General features: G+C 44.1%; 22 protein-coding genes and 1 pseudogene. 13 read left to right on the forward strand and 10 right to left on the reverse strand.

Annotated features, from left to right (window positions below; all coding sequences use genetic code 11):
• Position 1 precedes the first annotated feature (1 nt).
• The 3 genes from bfr to sohB form a co-directional block, all read right to left on the reverse strand.
• A complete protein-coding gene (bfr, locus tag L4C32_RS05040) occupies positions 2–472 on the reverse strand; it encodes a bacterioferritin (RefSeq protein ID WP_428195766.1) in 471 nt (156 codons plus the stop codon).
• Positions 473–575: 103 nt separating this feature from the next.
• Positions 576–770 carry a (2Fe-2S)-binding protein gene (locus L4C32_RS05045; RefSeq protein WP_428195767.1) on the reverse strand — a complete coding sequence of 65 codons (195 nt, stop codon included), beginning with the start codon at positions 768–770 and terminating at the stop codon, positions 576–578.
• Positions 771–899: 129 nt separating this feature from the next.
• On the reverse strand, positions 900–1,964 hold the full coding sequence (gene sohB, locus L4C32_RS05050; protein ID WP_428195768.1) for a protease SohB: 1,065 nt from the start codon (positions 1,962–1,964) through the stop codon (positions 900–902).
• An 82-nt stretch (positions 1,965–2,046) separates the two neighbouring features.
• On the opposite strand from sohB, the gene L4C32_RS05055 reads away from it, so the two are divergent.
• Positions 2,047–2,787, forward strand: a complete 741-nt coding sequence (locus L4C32_RS05055) for a YciK family oxidoreductase (protein ID WP_428195769.1) — start codon at positions 2,047–2,049, stop codon at positions 2,785–2,787.
• A gap of 240 nt (positions 2,788–3,027) precedes the next feature.
• Here the strand turns inward: L4C32_RS05055 and rluB are convergent.
• The 3 genes and pseudogenes from rluB to rnm all read right to left on the reverse strand — a co-directional run.
• Positions 3,028–3,891 (reverse strand): annotated as a pseudogene (rluB, locus tag L4C32_RS05060) (23S rRNA pseudouridine(2605) synthase RluB); the annotation flags it as partial.
• A 147-nt stretch (positions 3,892–4,038) separates the two neighbouring features.
• Positions 4,039–4,659 carry an L-threonylcarbamoyladenylate synthase gene (locus L4C32_RS05065; RefSeq protein ID WP_428195770.1) on the reverse strand — a complete coding sequence of 207 codons (621 nt, stop codon included), beginning with the start codon at positions 4,657–4,659 and terminating at the stop codon, positions 4,039–4,041.
• A 34-nt stretch (positions 4,660–4,693) separates the two neighbouring features.
• On the reverse strand, positions 4,694–5,557 hold the full coding sequence (gene rnm, locus L4C32_RS05070; RefSeq protein WP_428195771.1) for an RNase RNM: 864 nt from the start codon (positions 5,555–5,557) through the stop codon (positions 4,694–4,696).
• Positions 5,558–5,935: 378 nt separating this feature from the next.
• Between rnm and L4C32_RS05075 the strand changes: the two genes are divergently transcribed.
• The 10 genes from L4C32_RS05075 to gspS2 all read left to right on the forward strand — a co-directional run bounded on the left by L4C32_RS05075 (position 5,936) and on the right by gspS2 (position 14,449).
• On the forward strand, positions 5,936–7,525 hold the full coding sequence (locus L4C32_RS05075; RefSeq protein WP_428195772.1) for an anthranilate synthase component 1: 1,590 nt from the start codon (positions 5,936–5,938) through the stop codon (positions 7,523–7,525).
• Positions 7,525–8,148, forward strand: coding sequence for an aminodeoxychorismate/anthranilate synthase component II (locus L4C32_RS05080; protein WP_428195773.1), 624 nt, complete (start codon positions 7,525–7,527; stop codon positions 8,146–8,148). Before L4C32_RS05075 ends, L4C32_RS05080 begins: the two co-directional genes overlap by 1 nt.
• Positions 8,145–9,155, forward strand: a complete 1,011-nt coding sequence (gene trpD / locus L4C32_RS05085; protein ID WP_428195774.1) for an anthranilate phosphoribosyltransferase — start codon at positions 8,145–8,147, stop codon at positions 9,153–9,155. Before L4C32_RS05080 ends, trpD begins: the two co-directional genes overlap by 4 nt.
• A gap of 1 nt (position 9,156) precedes the next feature.
• The gene (trpCF, locus tag L4C32_RS05090) at positions 9,157–10,545 is read left to right on the forward strand and encodes a bifunctional indole-3-glycerol-phosphate synthase TrpC/phosphoribosylanthranilate isomerase TrpF (RefSeq protein WP_428195775.1); all 1,389 of its coding nucleotides are present in this window, start codon (positions 9,157–9,159) and stop codon (positions 10,543–10,545) included.
• A 9-nt stretch (positions 10,546–10,554) separates the two neighbouring features.
• The gene (gene trpB / locus L4C32_RS05095; RefSeq protein ID WP_428195776.1) at positions 10,555–11,745 is read left to right on the forward strand and encodes a tryptophan synthase subunit beta; all 1,191 of its coding nucleotides are present in this window, start codon (positions 10,555–10,557) and stop codon (positions 11,743–11,745) included.
• Positions 11,745–12,551: a tryptophan synthase subunit alpha gene (trpA, locus tag L4C32_RS05100; protein WP_428195777.1), complete on the forward strand. Its 807-nt coding sequence runs from the start codon at positions 11,745–11,747 to the stop codon at positions 12,549–12,551. Before trpB ends, trpA begins: the two co-directional genes overlap by 1 nt.
• Positions 12,552–12,699: 148 nt before the next feature.
• Positions 12,700–13,236, forward strand: coding sequence for a septation protein A (locus tag L4C32_RS05105; RefSeq protein ID WP_428195778.1), 537 nt, complete (start codon positions 12,700–12,702; stop codon positions 13,234–13,236).
• 6 nt (positions 13,237–13,242) lie between these two features.
• Complete coding sequence (yciA, locus tag L4C32_RS05110) at positions 13,243–13,635, forward strand: acyl-CoA thioester hydrolase YciA (RefSeq protein ID WP_428195779.1); 393 nt, start codon at positions 13,243–13,245, stop codon at positions 13,633–13,635.
• Positions 13,636–13,754: 119 nt separating this feature from the next.
• The gene (locus tag L4C32_RS05115) at positions 13,755–14,054 is read left to right on the forward strand and encodes a YciI family protein (protein WP_428195780.1); all 300 of its coding nucleotides are present in this window, start codon (positions 13,755–13,757) and stop codon (positions 14,052–14,054) included.
• Positions 14,054–14,449 (forward strand): type II secretion system pilot lipoprotein GspS-beta, encoded by a 396-nt coding sequence (gene gspS2, locus L4C32_RS05120; protein WP_428195781.1) that lies wholly within the window; start codon positions 14,054–14,056, stop codon positions 14,447–14,449. The genes L4C32_RS05115 and gspS2 overlap by 1 nt, the downstream gene beginning before the upstream one ends.
• 8 nt (positions 14,450–14,457) lie before the next feature.
• Here the strand turns inward: gspS2 and L4C32_RS05125 are convergent, their stop codons facing one another.
• The 3 genes from L4C32_RS05125 to L4C32_RS05135 form a co-directional block, all read right to left on the reverse strand.
• Positions 14,458–15,396, reverse strand: a complete 939-nt coding sequence (locus L4C32_RS05125) for a class I SAM-dependent methyltransferase (RefSeq protein WP_428195819.1) — start codon at positions 15,394–15,396, stop codon at positions 14,458–14,460.
• 86 nt (positions 15,397–15,482) lie between these two features.
• Positions 15,483–16,178 carry a TIGR01621 family pseudouridine synthase gene (locus tag L4C32_RS05130; RefSeq protein WP_428195782.1) on the reverse strand — a complete coding sequence of 232 codons (696 nt, stop codon included), beginning with the start codon at positions 16,176–16,178 and terminating at the stop codon, positions 15,483–15,485.
• Between the two features lie 73 nt (positions 16,179–16,251).
• The gene (locus L4C32_RS05135) at positions 16,252–17,925 is read right to left on the reverse strand and encodes a methyl-accepting chemotaxis protein (RefSeq protein WP_428195783.1); all 1,674 of its coding nucleotides are present in this window, start codon (positions 17,923–17,925) and stop codon (positions 16,252–16,254) included.
• Positions 17,926–18,292: 367 nt separating this feature from the next.
• On the opposite strand from L4C32_RS05135, the gene cls reads away from it, so the two are divergent.
• Positions 18,293–19,750 carry a cardiolipin synthase gene (gene cls / locus L4C32_RS05140; protein ID WP_428195784.1) on the forward strand — a complete coding sequence of 486 codons (1,458 nt, stop codon included), beginning with the start codon at positions 18,293–18,295 and terminating at the stop codon, positions 19,748–19,750.
• A 38-nt stretch (positions 19,751–19,788) separates the two neighbouring features.
• Here the strand turns inward: cls and L4C32_RS05145 are convergent, their stop codons facing one another.
• Positions 19,789–20,142 carry a hypothetical protein gene (locus L4C32_RS05145; RefSeq protein ID WP_428195785.1) on the reverse strand — a complete coding sequence of 118 codons (354 nt, stop codon included), beginning with the start codon at positions 20,140–20,142 and terminating at the stop codon, positions 19,789–19,791.
• 148 nt (positions 20,143–20,290) lie between these two features.
• Here L4C32_RS05145 and L4C32_RS05150 point away from each other — a divergent pair, with 148 nt between their 5' ends.
• Positions 20,291–21,496 carry a cystathionine beta-lyase gene (locus L4C32_RS05150; RefSeq protein WP_428195786.1) on the forward strand — a complete coding sequence of 402 codons (1,206 nt, stop codon included), beginning with the start codon at positions 20,291–20,293 and terminating at the stop codon, positions 21,494–21,496.
• The last annotated feature ends 15 nt before the right edge of the window (positions 21,497–21,511 follow it).

A 21,511-nucleotide genomic window follows, 5' to 3' on the forward strand; every position in this document is an offset into this window, starting at 1 on the left:
GTTAACTCTCCATCATCGATTGCTGATAATTCTCAATACCGGTATTTGCGATAAGGTACTGTTGGGCTTCAATCCAATCAATATGATCCTCTTCTACGATAAGAATTTTTTCTAACAGGTCGCGGCTCACATAATCTTCTTCGCTTTCACATAACGCAATTGCCGCTCGAAGCGCTGCAACTTGCTCTGTTTCAAAGTCTAAATCACATTCAAGCATCTCTGCGGTATGCTCGCCGATACGTAATCGTCCCAACTGCTGTAAGTTTGGTAACCCTTCAAGAAACAGTATTCTTTCAATTATTTTATCGGCTTGTTTCATGTCTTTAATAGATTTTTTGTAGGCTTTTTCGTCAAGTCTTTGTAAAGCCCAGTTTTTAAACATCCGAGCATGTAGGAAAAATTGATTTATTGAGGTTAACTCTAACATGAGTATTTGATTTAACGCGGTGAGTACCCTTGTCTTGCCTTTCATTCCTTATCCTTATTATCAGACTGTAGTCTCATTAAAGGTAGTCGGCGTTGAATAAAGCAACAAGGTATAGGTAGTAATTCTGTGGAAGGTATTTAGCGACGGTTTATGCCACAGCCGGTTGAGCTTCTGCAATTTGATACAGACGTTTACTTAATCGTGTCTTAACGCATGAACAGCACTGACCGCACTGCGAACCGACTTTAAGCTCTTTGGTTAGTTGTTTCATGGTTACTGCACCATTATCTACCGCATTTTCAATATTTTTGTCAGTAACAGCATGACAAATACACACGTACATAGTCGTTCAACCATTAAAATGAATTAACATAACAATAAATCAAACACGAATCATTATCAACCTCATTGTATTTTAAGTGCAAAAAAGGCCGCATCAAAAGCGACCTTTTCATCATTGTATACGGAACGATTATACAATCGGTCGTTGACCACGACTGATCATCTTCATCAACACACTGTCCGCCGATTGCGCAGCGGCACCCGCCAATTTATCCGACAGTTTTTTCTTTTTAACGTAATGAACTGCCAAGACTTCTCTATTCTTACAAGCATTTGTTACATACTCATCACTGGTACTGATGCAGTCAATCAAGCCTAACTCTAACGCTTGTTTTCCGAACCAGTGTTCACCCGTTGCCACTTTTTCCAAATCAAGTTCAGGGCGACGCTCATGGATAAAGTCTTTGAACAATCCATGGGTCTCTTCAAGCTCCTGCTGAAACTTTTCTCGGGCTTTATCGCTGTTTTCACCAAACATGGTTAAGGTGCGCTTGTATTCGCCTGCCGTTAACTGTTCAAATTCAATATGATTATTTTTCAATAGTTTATTGAAATTTGGCAGTTGAGCCACCACCCCAATAGAACCGACAATAGCGAAAGGTGCTGCAATAATGGCGTCAGCAATACAAGCCATCATGTAACCGCCACTGGCCGCGACTTTGTCCACGGAAATAGTCAGTTTAATTCCTGCAGCTTTGATGCGATCTAGCTGTGAGGAGGCCAGTCCATAACCGTGTACCATGCCACCGCCAGTTTCCAATCTCAGTAGAATTTCATCGCCATCAACAGCGATCGCTAAGATGGCAGTTACCTCTTCACGTAGAGAGGCTACCTCTTTAGCATCAATGCTACCATTGAAGTCCAACACAAACAGTCTAGGCTCTCGTTTGGTTTCAATTTTGTTGCCAGCCTTAAGCGATTTCTTCAGCGCTTTTTGATTCGCTTTCTCTTTCTCTTTCGCCGCTTTTTTCTCAGATTTATGTTTGGCTTTTAATAACGACTCATCAAACAGATGAGTTTCGAATTGCGACACCGTCTCTTTGTACTGCACACTCAAATCGGTGACTTCTAACTCACCCTTTGCTGCGCCGCCTTTCCCATTTGCCAATTTTGCCAAAACCAACACTGCGACGATAGCGATAACTACCGTTGCTACCTTGGCCAAAAAGAGACCGTAATCAAACAAAAATTCCAATGTCGTATCCTCTATTACTCGAATTAGTGTATTGTACCCAATTCGGTTGTTATTCTAATAAATATTTACAAGGAAATGTTAAGTGGATTATCAAGTTGCCACAAATACACTCAAAGATCGCACTATTTTAGTCACCGGCGCAGGTGATGGTATTGGTAAACAAGCTGCGATCAGCTACGCACAGCACGGTGCAACAGTTATCTTACTTGGTCGAACGGTATCAAAACTAGAAACAGTATATGACGAGATCGTTGCAGCGGGTTACCCTGAACCTGCTATCGTACCTTTGGATTTAAAAGGGGCAACCAAGAAGAACTACATCGATATGGCCGAAACTATCGAAGGTCAATTTGGCAAGCTAGATGGGCTACTACACAACGCAGGTGCACTGGGCATTATCAGTCCTTTTGACCAACTCGAAGAAAACATGTTTGATGAAGTGATGCAAATTAATGTCAAAGCACAATTTTTGATGACACAAGCACTGCTTCCTGTTCTTCATAAGTCTGATGATGCCCGTCTTATTTTCACCTCTTCTGGTGTGGGACATCAAGGGCGTGCATTTTGGGGGGCATACTCCATGTCTAAATTCGCCACTGAAGGCATGATGCAGATTCTTGCTGATGAGCTGAGTAATAGCAAGGTAAGGGTGAATGCAATTAATCCTGGTGGTACCCGCACTAGAATGCGAGCTCAAGCTTTTCCAGCAGAAGATGCACGTCAATTAAAAAGTGCGGCGGATATCATGCCACTCTATGTCTATTTAATGGCACCGGAAGGCATTGCGGTTAATGGCGAATGTATTGATGCCCAACCAAAGTAATTAAATTCTAAACATAAAAAAGAGCGCCTAAGCGCTCTTTTTTTTAATGCTTAAAACACAATATTAACGTTGACGTGTTTTAGTCACACCAGAACTGCGCTTATTCGTAGGCTTCCCTGCGGAGGATTTACCACGAGAACCGCTTGGTTTTCCTGCTGCAGGCTTTCCAGATGCCGAGGTACCTGGTTTCTTACCTTTAGCAACCAAGTTGCCCGCAGTACTACGACGATTACGGCCACGACGACCTTTACTGTCTTCCGCAACACGATCTTCGTGACGTTTAACTGCACGACGAATCTTCTGACCACGCGCTTTTTCACGTTTTCTTGATTCTGCATCCAAAGCGATCATGGTCTCTTTTTCTGGGGCCAACTCTACCAATTCACGTAGATAGTTAACTTCTTTAAGTTCCAGCTCCATCCAACCGCCACGAGGCAGTTTTTTCTCTAGATAGATTTCACCATAACGTACACGCTTTAAACGGCTAACCACGACATCTTGTGATTCCCATAAACGTCTAACTTCACGGTTACGGCCTTCATTAATCACAACATAGAAGGTGTGATTCATCCCTTCACCACCAGCATAAACAACGTCTTCAAAACGTGCCATACCATCTTCAAGCTTAACACCTTGAGTGACGTTACGAATCATCTGCTCGTTAATTTCACCAAATACGCGAACCATATATTCACGTTGAACCATACGGCTCGGGTGCATTAAACGGTTTGCTAATTCACCATCGGTAGTAAATAACAGTAGGCCCGCTGTATTGGCATCTAGACGACCCACAGAAACCCAACGCGAATCATTCACTTTTGGTAGTCGATCAAATACCGTACGACGACCTTCAGGGTCATGACGAGTACATAATTCACCTTCAGGTTTATGGTATGCCAGAACTCGACAGACAACCTCTTCAGAGGCTTTTACAGAAACAGTGTGGCCATCAATACGAATCACTGCATTCAGGTCTTCAAAGCGGTCACCTAATGTAGCGACTTGACCATTAACACTGATTCGCTTGGCTTGAATTAAACCTTCTAATTCACGACGAGAACCGTGACCCGCTCTCGCTAAAACTTTCTGTAACTTTTCGCTCATTTTTTTCCTTTGTCGCCTTCACAGGCGTCGGGTGCACTTGGCACGATATATAGAATATTGAAATGCCATTGATTGTAGAGTTACAAAATCAAGAGCAGCCGCTAATTATCGCAAAAAGTAGCCGAAATGAATACTTATTTTCATGATTTATTCAAAAGGAGCCGGGTCACCAGAACCGACACGACGTACGACCACTTCATCATCACTAAAATCAATCACTGTGGTCGGTTGTTCACCTAAATACCCGCCGTTTAAAATCACATCAACAGCATGTTCAAGCTCATCTCGAATCACTTCTGGGTCGGACTCTGCCATCTCATTATTAGGAAGGATCAGAGTGGTGGACATCAAAGGCTCGCCCATCGCTTCGAGTAAATCTAATGCAATACGGTTATCGGGTACACGAAAGCCAATGGTTTTACGCTTTGGATTCATTAAACGACGCGGCACCTCTTTGGTCCCTTTAAAGATAAAGGTGTATGGCCCTGGCGTATTCTGCTTCAACAGTCGGAAAGCACTATTATCTACACGGGCGTAAACGGCTATTTCAGAAAGATCTCGGCACAGTAAAGTAAAGTTATGTTTTTCATCTAACTTACGGATACGACAAATACGCTCTAACGCTTGTTTGTTCTCTAACTGACAACCTAAAGCATAACCAGAATCAGTTGGATAGATAACCACTCCTCCATTACGAATTATGGCAACCGCTTGATTAATTAACCGCGCTTGAGGGTTTTCCGGGTGTACGTAAAAAAATTGGCTCATTCGTCCTCCTGTGACGACAAAGGTAACCCTTCAGTTAAGACTCAGCTAACTCTGTATTTAATTGGGATAGTGGCCACTCTTTCCATACCGGTTCTACACCAGATGGTAGCCATAAGTTCCTGCCAAGTTCTGTCCATGGAGATGGATAATGAAAATCAGAGCCTTGTGAAACAAGTAATTGATAGTATATCGCATAATCCGCTAGGGTTCGCCTCTCTTGCTGAGATTGTTGCGGCAGCGCAATCTCCATGGCATCCCCTTTCGCTTCTACAAAAGCAGCAATTAATCGCTTTATCCATTTTGCGGTTAATTGATAACGTCCTGGGTGCGCGAGTACCGCTTGTCCACCTGCTTGGTGTATTGCCGATACAGCCTCACTCATCGAGCACCACATTGGTGGCACGTAGCCTGGGTTGTTACGGGTTAGATAGTTCTTAAAAACCGCCTGTATGGTTTTCGCATACCCTTGATCAACTAGCCACTTAGCAAAGTGAGCCCGAGTGATCGAAGCGCCATTAGCCACCGTCAACGCTCCCGCCAATGCTCCCTCACAACCTGCTTTTTCTAATCTCTGAGCCATCAATTCGGCACGCGCTCTACGCTTCTCATTTTGTGCATCAATCAGCTGAACTAAGGCCGGATGCTCAGGGTCAATATTCAAACCAACGATATGAATATCTTTATTGCTCCATAGCGTGGAGAGTTCGATGCCATTAATCAATTCAAGCGAATAGTCCTTATCCACTATTTCTTGGCGCGCAGCGGCTAATCCATTAATCGTGTCATGGTCCGTAATTGCTAAAATATCAATATCAAATTCAACCGCTCTCTCAACCAACTGCTGTGGAGAAAGTCTGCCATCAGAGGCGGTTGTGTGGCTATGTAGATCAATTTTCATAATTTTTCTTGACTTTCACTCCGCGTATCAGTTTACTAGTACATAAATCAACGGATAATATTTTGAGGATACTGTATGTTAACACTACTGAAACAACAACACGCAACTATTGCTCTTAATGATATTATCTCTGTAATTCGTTGGTGGCACTGCCGCTTGGGTTAGTGTGATTGTAATATACCGCATAAACTCAAGCCCGCTTACTTTGCGGGTTTTTTTATGATTGAAATAAGTCGTACAAAAAACCAACAACTTCGTCGTAACAACACATTACAACGAAGCAGATAATCGAAATCTTAGGCTCAACAAACAGAATATGCGATTATTTTTATATGGAAATCTGTGTTTAATTAACAACAATATGTATCGAGGAACGTTGTGAAGAGTGCAAAATTAGATATTGGCCAACTTGAAGTTCATAGCCTAGAAGTTCCTTATGTCTCCGATCCCACCGATCTCTATCATACGGTGTGTGGCGAGAAACCCTATAGCCTATTACTTGAGTCTGCAGAAGTAGAATCAAAACAGAACCTACAGAGTTGGATGCTCGTTGATGCCGCTGTTCGAATCGTCTGTTTTGATAAGAGTGTGACATTAGAAGCGTTAACCAGTAATGGTCAGCATGTTCTCGACACCATTAAACCACAGATTATCGAGCCATTAAGTTACCGAGAAACAGCAGACACTCTCACGCTGGTTTTCCCTGAAATTAATCAAGAGTTAGATGAAGACAGCCGTCTTAAACAGCCAAGCACCTTTGACGCATTGCGGATGATTCAACGCGCATTCGATGTGTCTGGTCTTCCCAATGAAGCGCTCTTTTTCGGTGGTTTATTTGCTTATGACTTAGTGGCTGGTTTTGAGAATTTAGGTGACGCGCAAGCAACTAATCGCTGCCCTGACTACCTATTCTATATTGCTGAAACACTACTGGTGATTGACCACCAGAAAGAGCAAGGCCATCTGCAAGGAACCCTGTTTGGTGGGGATAATTACGCGGATAATTACGCTCAACTGTGTCAACGACTGCAAGAGATTAAAGAGTCCTGCATGACTCCACTAAGCTTACCTGCTGCAGAACAACTGAGCGCTTGTGAGCCAGTGGCCAGTGTCAGTGACAGTGACTTTTGTCAAACCGTTGTTGACCTCAAAAAATACGTTGTCAGCGGTGACATTTTCCAAGTCGTGCCTTCTCGTCGCTTTACGTTGCCTTGTCCCTCCCCACTTGCCGCTTATAAAGCACTCAAGATTGGCAACCCTAGTCCTTACATGTTCTACCTAAAAGACAGCGAATTTAGCCTATTTGGCGCCTCGCCAGAGAGTGCGCTTAAATATGGCGTGAACACCAATCAAGTTGAGATATACCCTATTGCAGGTACTCGCCATAGAGGTAAAAACAGTGATGGTTCAATCAATAAGGATCTTGATGGCCGCTTAGAACTCGACCTTCGTTGCGACGTTAAAGAGCAAGCCGAACACATGATGTTGGTGGATCTGGCGCGTAATGATGTTGCTCGAATTAGCCAAGCCGGCACTCGTCATGTCGCTGACCTATTAAAAGTGGACCGTTACAGCCACGTAATGCACCTGGTTTCTCGAGTGGTCGGTCAGTTACGAGACGATCTTGATGCACTGCATGCCTACCAAGCATGTATGAATATGGGCACCTTAACGGGAGCGCCAAAAATCAGAGCCATGCAGTTAATACGTGATGTTGAGAAGACTCGTCGCGGAAGTTATGGCGGGGCTGTTGGTTACTTAACCGGTCAAGGCGACATGGATACCTGTATTGTTATCCGCTCTGCTTATGTCGAAGATGGAGTAGCACAAGTTCAAGCTGGCGCTGGCGTCGTTTATGATTCTATTCCGCAAGCTGAAGCTGATGAGACCCGTGGAAAAGCCCAAGCCGTCATCAGTGCGATTCAAACCGCTCATTTGACCTCTCAATCTGCGAAGGAGAACGTATAATGGCTCATATCGTTTTAATAGATAACTTTGACTCCTTTACCTATAACTTAGTGGATCAGTTTCGCTCACTAGGTTACCCGGTCACAATATATCGTAACAGTATTTCACCTCAAGTGATTGAGCAGTCGTTAAGCGAACTCAGCAATCCAGTAGTGGTACTGTCACCAGGCCCAGGTGCTCCTTCAGACGCGGGTTGTATGCCACAGTTAATACAGAACTTGAAAGGTAAAATCCCCATTATTGGTATCTGTCTTGGTCATCAAGCTATTGTTGAAGCTTATGGTGGTACCGTCGAAATTGCTGGCGAAATTGTGCATGGTAAAGCCTCAATGATGAACCATAACAATCATCCTATTTTCAACGCGCTACCCAACCCGGTCTCCATAGCCCGATATCACTCTCTGGTTGCCACTCAGGTTCCTGATACTTTAGCCTGCATAGCAGACGTAGAGGGATTAACCATGGCTGTGATGAATCAAACGGATCGTGTTTGCGGTTTCCAATTTCATCCAGAGTCTATCTTAACGACACAAGGTGCTCAGCTTTTAGTCAACACACTCAACTGGGCCATGGCAACCAACCATAACGACGTCACTCATCAAACAGAAGGAACGGTTATATGAATGAGAAAATAGCCAATGTGTTCACCAAACTTTATCAGTCGCTCTCACTCACAAAAGAGGAGAGTCACACCCTGTTTGATACCATCATCAAAGGTGAGTTAGACCCAGTACTACTCGGTAGTGCATTAACTGCATTGAAACTAAAAGGTGAAACACCAGAAGAGATTGCAGGTGCCGCTACTGCATTAAGGGAGAACGCTAAGCCTTTCCCTCGTCCCGATTATGACTTCGCGGACATTGTCGGAACAGGTGGAGACGGTGCTGATACCATCAACATCTCCACCACGGCCGCCTTTGTTGCTTCAGCGTGCGGTGTGAAAGTGGCTAAGCATGGCAATCGAAGCGTCTCAAGCAAATCGGGATCGTCCGATCTGCTGGCTGCATTTGGTATCAATCTCGCCATGAGCCCTGAAGCGGCGCGTGCAGCATTGGATGACCTCAACTTATGTTTTCTCTTTGCGCCGGAATACCACAGCGGATTTAAACATGCTGGCCCGGTTCGCCAAACCATGAAAACACGCACCATCTTTAATGTGTTAGGTCCACTGATCAACCCAGCCAGACCCAACATCGAGCTTATGGGGGTGTATGACAAGGCCCTAGTACGTCCTATTGCTGAAGCGATGGCGAACATGGGCATGAAACGTGCGGCTGTTGTGCACGGCTCTGGCTTAGATGAAGTAGCCATTCACGGTGAGACCACAGTTGCAGAGATCATTGAGGGGAACATTACGGAATATACCCTTACGCCAGCAGATTTTGGCCTAGAAACCTATCCGTTAACCGCCATTAAAGGGGGCGATCCGGAAGAGAATCGCACCATCATTGAAAATATTTTGACCGGTAAAGGCAGTGATGCTCAAGTGGGAGCTGTTGCCGTCAATGTCGCATTACTGCTTAAGTTATTTGGTAATGAGGATCTCAAAGCAAACACTCAACAAGCAATCGATGTAATGAATTCAGGCCAAGCCTTTGAACGATTAAAACAACTGGCACAAAGAGGATAAGATGGAAACGGTATTAGCGAAAATTGTTGCAGACAAACGCCTCTGGATTGAAGCACGCAAACAGGCTCAACCTCTCGACACATTTCAACATGCGTTGACCGACAGTGACCGTGATTTTTATGCGGCACTCTCAAGCGATAAAACAGCCTTTATTCTTGAGTGTAAAAAAGCCTCGCCATCGAAAGGACTGATCCGTGATGATTTTGATTTGGATTACATTGCCAGCGTCTATAACAATCACGCCAGTGCCATCTCAGTGCTGACCGATGAGAAATATTTCCAAGGAAGTTTTGATTTTCTTCCACAGGTACGCAATCAAGTAAGCCAACCAATATTGTGTAAAGATTTTATGGTAGACCCTTATCAAGTCTATCTGGCGCGTCACTTTCAAGCGGATGCGATTCTGCTGATGCTCTCTGTATTGAATGATGAAGAGTATCGACAACTGGCTGAAGTCGCGGGCACTCTACAACTCGGTGTACTAACCGAGGTCAGTAATGAGCAAGAGTTAGAACGTGCCATTGCGTTAAACGCTAAAGTCGTCGGCATTAATAATCGTAACCTACGCGATTTAAGTATTGACCTGGATAGAACCAAACAGCTCGCGCCGAAGCTTCCTAAAGGAACGGTCATTATTTCTGAATCGGGTATCTACAATCACCAACAAGTAAAAGTATTGTCTCAATATGCTAACGGCTTCTTAATTGGTAGTTCACTAATGGCAGAAGATAATATTGAACTCGCGGCAAGAAAAGTGATTCTAGGTGAAAACAAGGTATGTGGGTTAACACACCCAGAAGATTCAGCCTCAGTTTATCAGGCAGGATCGGTTTACGGCGGGTTAATATTTGTTGAAAAATCCCCCCGCTTTGTGGATATTGAACAAGCAAGAATCGTCATGAGCGGCGCACCACTTCTCTATGTGGGTGTATTTCAAAATCACTCACTTGAGCAGGTTGTGGCCACAGCGAATGCTCTAAAGCTCAATTCGATTCAGCTGCATGGGGACGAAGATCAGCACTATATTGAGCAACTTCGCCGCGCACTGCCAGAACAGTGTGCTATCTGGAATGCTTATGGCGTCTCTAGCAGCGAGCCTTCGGCCATTCCTGAGCTCAATAACACTCACATCGATCGTCACTTATTGGATGCTAAAGTAGGCTCTCAATCAGGCGGCACTGGGAAGACCTTTGATTGGCGAGTTATCTCTGATCTACTCAATAATGAAAAGAACATCATGTTAGCGGGCGGTCTTACCCCTGACAACGCTCAACAAGCCAGTCAATTGGGTTGTCTTGGGCTTGATTTCAACTCAGGTGTAGAGTCTGCACCGGGTAAGAAGGACATTCAGAAATTACAGGCCGCTTTCACAGCGCTTAGAGATTATTAAGGAATTATCATGGCAAAATTAGACGCATATTTCGGAGATTTCGGTGGGCAATTTGTCCCACAGATATTAGTCCCAGCACTTGACCAACTTGAAGATGCTTATATCGATGCACAAGCAGACCCTGAGTTTCGTGCCGAGTTTATGTCTCTACTGCAGGAGTACGCGGGGCGCCCAACGGCCTTAACCTTGTGCCAGAACCTAACAACGGGCACAAAAACCAAACTGTACCTAAAGCGAGAAGATCTGCTGCATGGCGGGGCGCACAAAACCAACCAAGTTATTGGTCAAGCACTATTGGCTAAGCGCATGGGTAAAAAAGAGATCATCGCAGAAACGGGCGCTGGTCAACACGGTGTTGCCACGGCATTAGCGTGTGCTCTCCTTAACCTAAAATGCCGCGTATACATGGGCGCGAAAGATATGGAGCGTCAAAGCCCTAACGTTTTTCGCATGAAATTAATGGGGGCTGAAGTGATTCCTGTACACTCGGGATCATCAACCTTAAAAGACGCCTGTAATGAAGCGATGCGTGACTGGTCTGCCAACTATGAAACTGCTCACTACCTGCTCGGTACAGCAGCGGGCCCTCACCCGTTCCCAACCATCGTACGTGAATTCCAGCGCATTATTAGTGAAGAGACTAAAATGCAAATTTTAGCCCGCGAAGGTCGCTTACCCGATGCAGTAATCGCCTGTGTGGGTGGTGGTTCAAACGCCATTGGCATGTTTGCAGATTTTATTGATGATTTAAGTGTAGGCCTGATTGGGGTAGAACCCGCAGGGAAAGGCATCGACACCGATATGCATGGTGCTCCATTAAAACATGGCAGACCAGGCATCTTCTTTGGAATGAAAGCTCCATTGATGCAAAATGCTGAAGGTCAAGTTCAAGAGTCCTATTCCGTATCTGCTGGACTCGACTTCCCGTCAGTTGGCCCTCAACACGCATATTTAGCCTCAACTGGACGAGCAGTGTACGACTCTGTTACCGATGATGAAGCACTAGAAGCTTTTCAAATATTGGCTCGTAAAGAGGGGATCATTCCTGCTCTAGAATCCGCTCACGCCCTTGCTCACGCACTGAAAATGATTGAAGAGAACCCAGAAAAAGAGCAGCTATTGGTGGTTAACCTATCCGGTCGTGGTGATAAAGATATTTTCACTGTTCATGACATTCTTAGCGAAAAAGGAGTGATATAATGGATCGCTATCAAACACTGTTTCAAAAGCTTAATGATCAACAACAGGGTGCTTTTGTCCCTTTTGTTACCATAGGTGATCCAAATCCACAGCAATCACTGGCCATCATGGAGACTTTGATTGAAGCGGGTGCAGATGCGCTCGAACTCGGTATTCCGTTTTCTGATCCGTTGGCAGATGGTCCAACTATCCAAGGCGCTAATATTCGAGCCCTTGACGCGGGTGCCACTCCAGATAGCTGTTTTGAACTGCTTACCCAAATTCGTGCAAAATACCCGGAAATTCCAATTGGGCTGTTGTTATACGCCAACCTAGTCTTCTCTAACGGTATTGATAACTTCTATGCTAAATGTCAGAAAGCTGGGGTCGACTCTATCTTAATTGCTGATGTCCCTACCGAGGAAAGTGCCGATTTTAATCAAGCGGCTAAGAAGCATGGACTGCATCAGATCTTCATCGCACCACCTAATGGTGACGATCAGACTTTATCCGATGTCGCTCGTTTAGGGGGAGGTTACACCTACCTACTATCGCGTGCAGGTGTGACTGGGGCTGAAACCAAAGCAAGCATGCCAGTCAGTCAACTGCTGGAACGTCTCAACAAACATGATGCGGCACCTTCTTTGTTGGGCTTTGGCATCTCTGAACCTGCACAAGTAAAAGAGGCGATTCAAGCAGGTGCTGCCGGTGCTATCTCAGGTTCGGCGGTGGTGAAAATCATTGAGACAAATCTAGATGCCCCCCCTAAAATGTTGGATAATTTAGCTGACTTTGTACGTAATATGAAAGCAGCCACCATTAAGTAACATCGCCAAACCGGTTAAAAACCAACACCCCATGTGTTGGTTTTTTTTATCTAAATAACGCTTTTTGTAACGAAAGGTATTGTAACGTTTACCCGCCCGCCAGATTTGGTTAAACTGCTAACCACTTTTTACTTAATTAGTAGTATTCATGAAACAGATTTTAGACTTTATTCCACTGATCATATTCTTTGCTCTATATAAAATGTATGACATCTATGTCGGTACCGCCGCATTGATCGCCGCTACTGCGGTTCAAATTATTGTCACTTACTTCTTATACAAAAAAGTAGAGAAGATGCAATTAGTGACTTTTGTTATGGTTGCAGTATTTGGTGGCATGACTCTTTTCTTCCATGACGATAATTTTATTAAATGGAAAGTGACGTTTATCTACGGTCTGTTTGCGGTTGGCCTTCTTGTTAGCCAATTCATGAAAAAACCATTGATTAAAACGATGTTAGGCAAAGAGATCACTTTGCCAGATTCAGTATGGAATCGGGTCAACCTCGCTTGGGTACTCTTCTTTATCGCCTGCGCGATAGTGAATGTCTATGTGGCTTTCAGTATGCCTTTAGATGTATGGGTTAACTTTAAAGTATTTGGCCTATTAGGCTTAACGTTTGCTTATACCCTTCTTACTGGCATCTATATTTATAAGAAGATGCCTAAAGAGAGTGCTGAGTAGATTTGTATGTCAGATATTCCTAATGGTCAACTTTTAACCCGCACCCTCTCCATGCCAAGCGACTGTAATGCCAATGGTGATATTTTTGGTGGCTGGATCATGTCGCAGCTCGATTTAGCGGGTGGTATTTTAGCTAAAGAGATTTCAGGTGGCCGTATCGTTACGGTATCGGTTTCTAGTATTGAGTTTAAAAAGCCCGTTAAGGTAGGTGATGTGGTTTGCTGTTATGGCGAATGCACAAAAATCGGTCGATCCTCTATGTCGATTAATCTACAAGTCTGGGTTAAACCCGTCAAAGTCGATGGTGTACGCAGCCGCTTCCAAGTATGTGAAGCAACCTTCAATTATGTTGCGATCAATGCTGAAGGCAGGCCTCGCCCTATCAAAATGCACGATTAATAGCGTTTGTACGCAATAATTTAAAAAAGCCCTAGTTGATCACTAGGGCTTTTTTGTATGATATAAAACTCAGATACATCAACGCGATAATCTCGCATTAAAAAAAGGAACTTGTCCCTATGTGGTATGTCATATTTTCGCAGGATGTTGAAAACAGTTTAGAAAAACGCATGAGCGTTCGTGAACATCACCTTGCTCGTCTTAATGAGCTAAAAGATCAAGGCCGTCTTCTGGTTGCAGGCCCTATGCCCGCTATCGATTCAGAAAACCCTGGTGAGGCTGGTTTTACTGGTTCTACCGTCATTGCTGAGTTCGCCTCACTGCAAGACGCTCAAGCCTGGGCCGATGCCGACCCTTACATTGCTGCAGGTGTTTACGCTAACGTCACCGTAAAACCCTTTAAAAAGGTATTGCCTTAGTGTTTAAAAAAGCGATTATCGTCACCTCACTGCTCACCACCTTGATTGGCTGCGCCTCTGCTGATGCCGAGAAACGCAACCACCTTGAAGCCTTAGCAAAATATCGTGCTGGGATTTTGGCCAGTGATCTGCCTATTGAGATGGGCCCGATCACCATGATTCAGGCTAAATCTAAACAGCAAACGGTTGAGCTGCACTTCTTAGAAGCAAGCGACGGGATTCTCTCACTGCAACAACTGGTGGATAACAGTGAAACCACCTATTGCAATGACAGTGAGATTAGGCCGCTCCTTAGCCAAGGGATGAACTATCGAATTGTGGTGCGCAGTAATCGCGGCCAACTCAAAGTTGACCACTATATCAGTGAGCAGACTTGTATCGCGAAAGGGCTATAAAGCCCTTTTTATTCTCTACCAAACAACAGCACTTTTAGTGCGCTCTCTTGCTCCACATCGTTAAATTCTGGGGCATTATCTAAACGTCTAATAAAGGTTAGCTCTGGGGCATCGGCTGCCATGCCTTCAATAAGAAAGTCTGAGGTCACCGAAGGATCATTGACACAGGCCACCACCTGCCCTTCTTCAGATAATAACTCAGGCAGACGACGTAGAATTTTCTGATAATCTTTGGTTAACGCAAAGCTCCCTTTTTGAAAAGAGGGTGGGTCGATAATAATCAGATCATACTGACCCAATTTTTTCACCTTACCCCACGACTTAAAGAGTTCATGACCTAAGAAAGTCACTTTACGTAAATCATGCTCATTTAAACGGTGGTTATCACGGCCTCGGCTTAATACTGATTTGGCCATATCAAGATTCACAACATGCTCAGCGCCACCCGCAATGGCAGCCACCGAGAAACCGCACGTGTAAGCGAACAGGTTTAACACCCGCTTTCCTTCACTGTGTTGTTCAACCCACTGACGGCCATAGCGCATGTCTAAAAACAGCCCCATGTTCTGATTTTTTCCAAGGTCTAACTGATACTTCAAGCCACTCTCTTGCGCTACGGGAAAATCATTAAGCTGACCCACGATCACATCGACTGGCGAGCGATCCCGTGTGCGGTGCTGAATCACAATCGACTGCCCTTCAGACTCTTGCCATAATGGGGTGTCAGCAAAAGCCTGTAGCCCTGCAATTAACACTTGTAAAAATTCATCACTAGGCTCTTTAAATAAGCCGATCAGTAACTGTCCCTGCAGCCAATCTGCTGTGAGCTGCTCTAAGCCTGGGAAGCAGCGACCTCGCCCATGAAACAGTCGACGAAGTTCATCAGGGCGATGCGCAAAAGCGTGCGTTAAGTGTTCAAAAAATATGGGTAGGGCTTGAGGGGACATCACTTCAGCATCACGGTTTGGGTTATCTACTGTTTCCATGGTTTCCATCGTCTCTATTGGTTCTTTATGTGTAGGGGCCATTCAGATTACAGGGTTGGCCATGGCAAAGATAATGGCTGTTGCCACTGCTCAAGACCTAGTTGTACCTCGTCTCGCAGCCACTCTGTACCCTGCTCAGGCAAGCAGCGGAAGGTATGTGTCTCATGTTGATACTCAAACGTCAGTTGATAGGCGTGCAGGTACCCACGATCGGCTTCACTCTGATCACCATAAATAGGATCACCTAAAATCGCCGAACCGACACTTTTGAGAGCCACTCGAATTTGATGGGTTTTCCCCGTATGAGGCTTACATAGAAAAAGTCGTTGCGCTTTGCCATCACCCGTTGAAACACCAGCGGGTAAAGAGAAAAACTGGGTAATCGCTGGATTCTCTTTGCTATTCAGTAATTTCCAAGAGGAACGACGGGAGCGCTGCATATCGCCAATCACTGTACCTTGTTTTTTCTTAGGCTTTTTGGTGCCAATAGCCAGATAAAATTTTTGCACCAAACGCTCAGCAAACGCCTGAGACAACTCACTAGCCGCCGACTGATGTCGAGCAATCAACAATATACCCGATGTCATTTTGTCTAAACGATGCACTAGATAGAGCTGTTTATCTCCACTCTCTTTGGCCAATTCAAGAAGTAAAGAGGTTTCACCATCATCTTTATGAACACTCACATTGGGGTGTTTGTTGATAATAATGAAGTCGGAATTTTGATGAAGGATGTCAAACATGTAAGCTCCTGTATTTGCCGCAGAGTATAGCTACTCTATGGCAAAAACAGAAGTGGTCTGTGGCTTTATGTGATTAGGCTAATTTGAATTTAGCCAGTAAGGCTTCAAGCTGTGTCACTTTGTCTCGTAACTCATGCGACCGTTCTGAACTGTTTTCCGTTAACGTCACAGAGTGAGCCGCAATATCATTGATGATGGCAATATCTTGGGCGATCTCTTTCGTCACCGCCGTTTGCTCTTCGGTCGCTGTGGCAATAGTTTGAATCATTGACTGTACATTGTTTGAGCTCGACACTATCTCTTTAAGGGCATTGCCTGCATTCTCACTCAATGAAACGCCATCTTGCACTAAAGAGGCACTGGCTTGAGATTGAGCCATCACATCTGAGGTGCCTGTCTGAATCGCGTTCACTAAATCTGTCACCTCTTTCGTCGCATCACTGGTTCTGGCTGCTAATGCACGGACTTCATCGGCAACCACAGCAAAGCCTCGTCCATACTCTCCTGCCCTTGCCGCTTCGATTGCCGCATTTAATGCTAATAAGTTGGTTTGATCGGCGATACTACCGATCACCTTAATAACACTACCAATTTCATCACTGCGCTGATCTAACGTCTGCATGTTGTCTGACATACTGTTCATCTGCTGAGATACTTCTTGAGTACTGGTTACCATCTCGTTGATGACCATTCCGCCTTCTTGAGCAGATTGACCCGCTTCTTGCGCAATATCAGAGGTCAGTACACTTTGCTGTGCGACTTCGTTAATCGTCAGTGTTAGCTCTTCAGAAGCCGTGGCAATCATACTGGCTTTTGAGGCTTGCTGTTGAGCACCATCCAACATTTTTTCTGTGGAGTTATCAAGTTCAACCGACACTTGTTTCACTTCATCACTCACCGAGGAGATAGATGATAGCAACGTTTGTAATGAGACCTGCATAGTATTCACCGATACCGCCAGTGCCGCTAACTCATCACTGCTCTTATCTTCTATCGGTTGTGATGAGAGATCACCACTAGCCACTTTTTCAGCCAAACTGGCGACGGCAGAAACACGTCGTGTGATGGTAGTTGAAAGGCGGTAAGCGATAAGTAAGCTCAAAATTGAAGCCACAATGGTTAACCCAATCAAGGTTTTTTTCAGCATGGTTAACTTACTGTGAAGTTTTGTCAATGCTAGGGTTGCTCCCTCAACTTCTTCTGCTGCAGCTTCATTGAGTTCTTTTTCTAATGTATTAAGCAGGCTATCTTCAATATATTCTAAACTCTCATAAGCATAGGGAATATCCTCTTCATAATAGACGCCATCTTCAATCAAACTGAACACATCAAGATCAACCAAATCATAAAACTCCGTTACCGTCGCTTTGATTAAGTTCATACGCTGCTTATCAACTGCGTTGTCTGATTCGAGAGGAATTAACTCATCGAGGATTTGAGTAAACTCTTTGTAGTTTTTTTGAAAGTTATCCTTCTGCTCTGCTCCCGCTTTTTCTAAACCACCGGAGAGGAATTTATAGATATTGAGCATCATGTCACCTTGCTTATCGATCAAGCTCAGGTACAGCACAGTACTTGGTACATTCTTATGTTCAATTTTTTCAGATAGCACCAATGTCTGGTTTAAGATCCACCAACTGGTCAAAACCGTTAAACTCATTAGCAGAATGATGACAGAAAAAGAGGCATACAACTTCTTTTGCAGATTAATTGTAAACTTCCACTTCCATCTAAAATTCAATCTCATAACTACCACCTTTTTAACGCTTTTATTCAATTACTGCGTGAGAAACAGAGAGCTCATCTAAAAAAACACCCATCTAGAGATGACGAATCAATATTGAGAAAAACAAACTATTAACATAATAGTAATAATAAAACTCAATAAATGTACATAATTAATCATTCTTTTCGTGATAAGGGGGCAAATAAAAAAGTGTTTTCGTTCGTTAATGATAAAAAAAGAGAATTAATAATCTTATGCACAATAAGCGCATAAAGTTCGCAGTTGATTTTGTATTCAATTCTCATCGATTAATGTAGCTAATCTAAACAATATCGCTAATATAATGACTCGTAATTACGTCTTCGTTTAAAAGGTATAACAACTTTATATGGATAAACTCTACCAAGCTTTTGCATTTGCAGCATTACTTGCCTACTGGGTGATGGTTGTTGGTGTAACGTTAAGAGTGGTGTTTAAACGTCGCGCTGTTGGCGTATCACTAGCCTGGCTACTGATTATCTATATTCTACCCATTGTGGGTGTTATTTTTTATTTCCTATTTGGTGAACTCAACTTAGGAAAAAAAAGAGCGGCACGTGCCAAAGAGATGTTTCAGCCTTATGAGCGTTGGTTTAATCAACTGCACGATTGCCCGGCGCATCAACCTCAACACATCTCGTCCCATTTAACACCTATTCATGATCTTTGTTTAAACCGTTCAAGCATTCCAGCCTTGTGCGGTGACACTCTCTCACTACAAAACTCGCCCCATGAAATTCTACGTTCTATGGTTGACGATATCTCTAATGCCCAGCACTTTGTTCACCTTGAGTTTTATATTTGGCATCCAGGTGGATTGGCTGATTCGGTAGGCACCGCTCTAATAAAAGCAGCCAAGCGAGGGGTTAAGGTCAAAGTCCAACTTGACTCTGCAGGTAGCATGCGCTTTTTTAAGAGCCATTGGCCCGATATGTTACAAACGGCAGGCATTGAGTTAATTGAAGGTTTAGCGGTTTCCCCTATCAGAATGTTCTTCAGGCGACTCGATCTCCGCCAACACCGAAAACTGGTGATTATCGATAACCATGTTGCTTATACGGGGTCGATGAATTTGGTCGATCCTCAGCACTTCAAACAAAACGCAGGAGTTGGGCAGTGGGTGGATGTGATGGTCCGTCTTACAGGGCCGAGTGCCGCAGTCTTAGATACCATTCATTCTTGGGATTGGGAGGTGGAAACTGGCGATAGAAACATCACTCAACTCCCCCTTTGTGACATCGATAATTCTGCGGAGGTACTAAGTTCTGTTCAAGTGATTCCCTCCGGACCAGGAATGCCGGAGGATATCATTCAACAAACGCTTATTACTGCGTTTAACCAAGCGAAACAGAGTATTTGTATTACCACTCCCTATTTTGTTCCCAGTGAACACCTTCTACAAACCATAAAAATGACCGCATACCGTGGCATCAAGGTGGATTTGATTATCCCAGCCAAAAATGATTCCATCATGGTGGATTGGGCTTCTCGTTCATTTTTTAGTGATCTTCTTGAAGCTGGGGTCAATATTTATCGCTTTACTGGTGGGTTGTTACATACCAAGTCTGTGGTTATTGATGAGCAATTTTGTTTGATTGGGACGGTAAACCTCGACATGAGAAGCTTGTGGCTCAATTTTGAACTCACTCTGGCCATAGATGATCTCGAATTCACCCGAGAACTCAGTTGGGTACAACAAGATTACCTCAAGCATTCAACCCGAGTAGAGTCTGAACTGTGGCAGGAACGCTCCATTCTTAACCGTTTCATTGAACGCGTTTTCTATATGTTCAGCCCACTTCTTTAAACAAAAACAGCCTAAGTTATCTGCTTAGGCTGTTTGTCTTATCGCTTTTTAGGTTGCGTATAGGTTTTACCCGCCGCTTTATAACTCTCTTTATCTTTGACATCAAACATGACGTAGAAAAACCAAGCAATAAACTTAATCACATCATCACCTTCGTTCATGATCCATTCTGCAAACTCTTCGCTCGACCCATTCTCTTCTGAATATTGTGTCGTAACATGGTAGATACGTTTTTCGCCTTCCACCTGAGCTAAACTGAACTGACCTGCCAGTGACTCAGCCGCTTCGACAACCTCTGGATTGTCAGATGCTTTCAGTGCTTCTAACACCTGCGGCAAATTCTCCAATTTACTGAGTGACTGTACTAACGCTTCAAACTGATCTTTCAACATACTTCATAACCTACTTGGATAATATGGCGACATTCTAGCAATTATTTACGACGTAATTTCTTTTTTTTACTTATCTCCCTTGCCTTAGCCCGCCACACATGGTTTATATAAGTGCATAGTGACAATCAATATCATAGGGATGGAATGGATGAGCAAGAACACCAAACAGCAATTAGAGACCACACTGGTCACCGCTGGCAGAGCTAAGAAATGGACCAATGGTGTTGTTAACCCATCAGTTCAACGCGCTTCAACCGTTGTATTTAATAGTGTGAAAGAGAAAAACAACGCCACAATGGATCGTAAAGGCAAAACACTCTTTTATGGCCGTCGCGGTACTCAAACCCATTTTGCTTTTCAAGATGCCATGGTGGAGATTGAAGGCGGAGTAGGTTGTGCACTATACCCATGCGGAACGGCAGCTATCAGTAATGCGATTCTCTCTTTTGTCAAAACCGGCGATCATATTTTAATGGTGGATGCCTGTTATGAACCGACTCGTGACTTTTGTGATGTGATTTTGAAAAAGATGGGTGTAGAGACCACCTATTATGATCCGAGCATTGGTGACGGTATTAGAGAACTTATTCAGCCCAATACGACTGTTCTTTTCACAGAGTCGCCGTGCTCTATTACGATGGAAGTGCAAGATGTTCCTACATTAGCTCGCATTGCCCATGAACAGGATATCGTGGTGATGCTCGACAATACGTGGGCGGCGGGTGTTAACTTCTCACCGTTTGACTTTGGTGTGGATATCTCCATTCAAGCGGCAACAAAATACATTGTTGGGCACTCTGATGTCATGCTTGGTACCGCTGTTGCCAATAAAAAATGTTGGCCACAATTGCAAGAACAGAGTTATTTGATGGGACAGTGTGTCTCTCCTGACGACGTCTACCTCGCCATGCGCGGTCTACGCACCATGGGGGTTCGTTTAAAGCAACACCAAGAGAGCAGTATAAAAGTCGCAAACTGGTTAGCACAGCATCCGTTGGTTGATCACGTACGCCACCCTGCATTACCAAGTTGCCCCGGCCATGAATTTTACCAACGAGATTTTACAGGGTGCAACGGATTATTCTCATTTGTCCTAAAACAGAGTGATAATGCAGCGACCACTGCCCTGTTAGATGGGATGAAACACTTTAGTATGGGCTACTCTTGGGGAGGGTTTGAAAGTCTCATTCTGGCCAACGAACCTCGCAGTTTTAACAGTTTACGAACCGTAGCCAACCCTAACTTTTCTGGCACACTGATTCGGGTGCATATTGGCTTAGAAAATGTGGATGAATTGATTGCTGATTTAGAACAAGGTTTAGCGCGTTACTCACAAACGTTGAGTGAAGCCTGAGTATAGACTCCCTAT

This window comes from Aliivibrio kagoshimensis, assembly GCF_050337105.1.
GTDB lineage: Bacteria > Pseudomonadota > Gammaproteobacteria > Enterobacterales > Vibrionaceae > Aliivibrio_A > Aliivibrio_A kagoshimensis.

Bases quoted from the DNA above. Each gene is read 5' to 3' on its own strand.
- bfr (WP_428195766.1), bottom strand. From the start codon at position 472: ATGAAAGGCAAGACAAGGGTACTCACCGCGTTAAATCAAATACTCATG.
- L4C32_RS05045 (WP_428195767.1), bottom strand. From the start codon at position 770: ATGTACGTGTGTATTTGTCATGCTGTTACTGACAAAAATATTGAAAAT.
- L4C32_RS05065 (WP_428195770.1), bottom strand. From the start codon at position 4,659: ATGAGCCAATTTTTTTACGTACACCCGGAAAACCCTCAAGCGCGGTTA.
- rnm (WP_428195771.1), bottom strand. From the start codon at position 5,557: ATGAAAATTGATCTACATAGCCACACAACCGCCTCTGATGGCAGACTT.
- L4C32_RS05080 (WP_428195773.1), top strand. From the start codon at position 7,525: ATGGCTCATATCGTTTTAATAGATAACTTTGACTCCTTTACCTATAAC.
- trpD (WP_428195774.1), top strand. From the start codon at position 8,145: ATGAATGAGAAAATAGCCAATGTGTTCACCAAACTTTATCAGTCGCTC.
- trpCF (WP_428195775.1), top strand. From the start codon at position 9,157: ATGGAAACGGTATTAGCGAAAATTGTTGCAGACAAACGCCTCTGGATT.
- trpB (WP_428195776.1), top strand. From the start codon at position 10,555: ATGGCAAAATTAGACGCATATTTCGGAGATTTCGGTGGGCAATTTGTC.
- trpA (WP_428195777.1), top strand. From the start codon at position 11,745: ATGGATCGCTATCAAACACTGTTTCAAAAGCTTAATGATCAACAACAG.
- L4C32_RS05105 (WP_428195778.1), top strand. From the start codon at position 12,700: ATGAAACAGATTTTAGACTTTATTCCACTGATCATATTCTTTGCTCTA.
- yciA (WP_428195779.1), top strand. From the start codon at position 13,243: ATGTCAGATATTCCTAATGGTCAACTTTTAACCCGCACCCTCTCCATG.
- L4C32_RS05115 (WP_428195780.1), top strand. From the start codon at position 13,755: ATGTGGTATGTCATATTTTCGCAGGATGTTGAAAACAGTTTAGAAAAA.
- L4C32_RS05125 (WP_428195819.1), bottom strand. From the start codon at position 15,396: ATGTCCCCTCAAGCCCTACCCATATTTTTTGAACACTTAACGCACGCT.
- L4C32_RS05130 (WP_428195782.1), bottom strand. From the start codon at position 16,178: ATGTTTGACATCCTTCATCAAAATTCCGACTTCATTATTATCAACAAA.
- L4C32_RS05135 (WP_428195783.1), bottom strand. From the start codon at position 17,925: ATGAGATTGAATTTTAGATGGAAGTGGAAGTTTACAATTAATCTGCAA.
- cls (WP_428195784.1), top strand. From the start codon at position 18,293: ATGGATAAACTCTACCAAGCTTTTGCATTTGCAGCATTACTTGCCTAC.
- L4C32_RS05145 (WP_428195785.1), bottom strand. From the start codon at position 20,142: ATGTTGAAAGATCAGTTTGAAGCGTTAGTACAGTCACTCAGTAAATTG.
- L4C32_RS05150 (WP_428195786.1), top strand. From the start codon at position 20,291: ATGAGCAAGAACACCAAACAGCAATTAGAGACCACACTGGTCACCGCT.